This window comes from Agromyces sp. NPDC055658 (assembly GCF_053618155.1).
Genome location: NZ_JBSHHD010000140.1, coordinates 1 through 1,103 on the forward strand (window position 1 = coordinate 1; position 1,103 = coordinate 1,103).

The following is a 1,103-nucleotide window of genomic DNA, read 5'->3' on the forward strand; positions in this document are numbered from 1 at the left end:
TGTCGCCGTCCTTCCTGTTCGACGATCACGACGGCCACGTCATGCCCGCCGCGTTCCTGGTGTCCGGCGCCGTCACCCGGCTCGCCCCGTTCTCCTGGGTGCTGGCCGCGGTGAGCCTGGTGGTGATGCAGCTGCTGGCCTCGCTGGCGTTGCTACGGGCACTGTGGGTGATCCTGGGCTGGCGGCCGGTGCTGCTCGTGCCGCTGACGTTCGCGTTGTTCACTCCCCTGGCGTTGCCCGGGTTCGCGTGGTGGGCGGCGGGGCTGAACACGCTGCCGATGCAGGCCGCGCTGGCGTGGGTGGTGGGTGAGGCCGTACTGCTCGTGCGGACCGGGTCGTCGCGGCACGCCGTCACGGGTGTGCTGGTTTTTCTGGGCGGTCTGCTGTTCTTCGAGAAGGCCGCGGTGATCCCGTTCGTGGCGTTCGCGGTGGTGGCTCTCCTCGGGTACGTCACCGGGACTTACAGCGTGCGCGAGGTGTGGCAGCGCGGTCTCCGGCTGTGGGTCGCGTCCCTGGCCCTGATCGTGGCGTGGATCGGGGTCTACCTCGTCGTCGTCGATCAGAAGCGGTGGAGCTTCGACCTGGCCATGACCTGGGACCTGCTCAGCCGCTCGTTCACGCACGGCATCGTGCCCGGACTCGTGGGCGGGCCATGGTCCTGGCAGCGCTGGGCCCCGGCATCCCCGTGGGCCACGCCGCCGGTCTCCGTGATGGTGCTGGGCTGGGTGGTCTTGGTCGTCGCGGTGGCGGTGGTACTGATACGCAAGACCCGTATCTGGCCGGTGCTGGTCGTGGCCCTGGGCTACGCCGTGGCCTGCCAGATCCCGATCTATCTGATGCGCTCGTCCCGGTTCACCGCGTTGGAGCTGGCGCAGACGCTGCGGTACCTGCCTGATTTGGTCGTGGTGCTGGCGCTACTGGCGGCCGTGGGATTCTGTGCGCCGAACCGGGATTCACGGTTCTCTTCCTATCTTTCGGCCTCGCGGGCGCGCACTGCCGTATGTGTCGGTCTTGCAGCGCTTTTCGTGGCAAGCAGCCTGTATTCGACCCACACCTTCCTGAAGGTGTGGCAGGACAATCCGGTGCCGGCCTATCTGAACAAC

At 67.7% G+C, this 1,103-nt stretch carries 1 protein-coding gene; it reads left to right on the forward strand.

Annotated features, from left to right (window positions below):
* Positions 1-1,103: hypothetical protein (locus ACWGPE_RS19175; protein ID WP_452049343.1), on the forward strand; the 1,103-nt coding region annotated here is incomplete at both ends.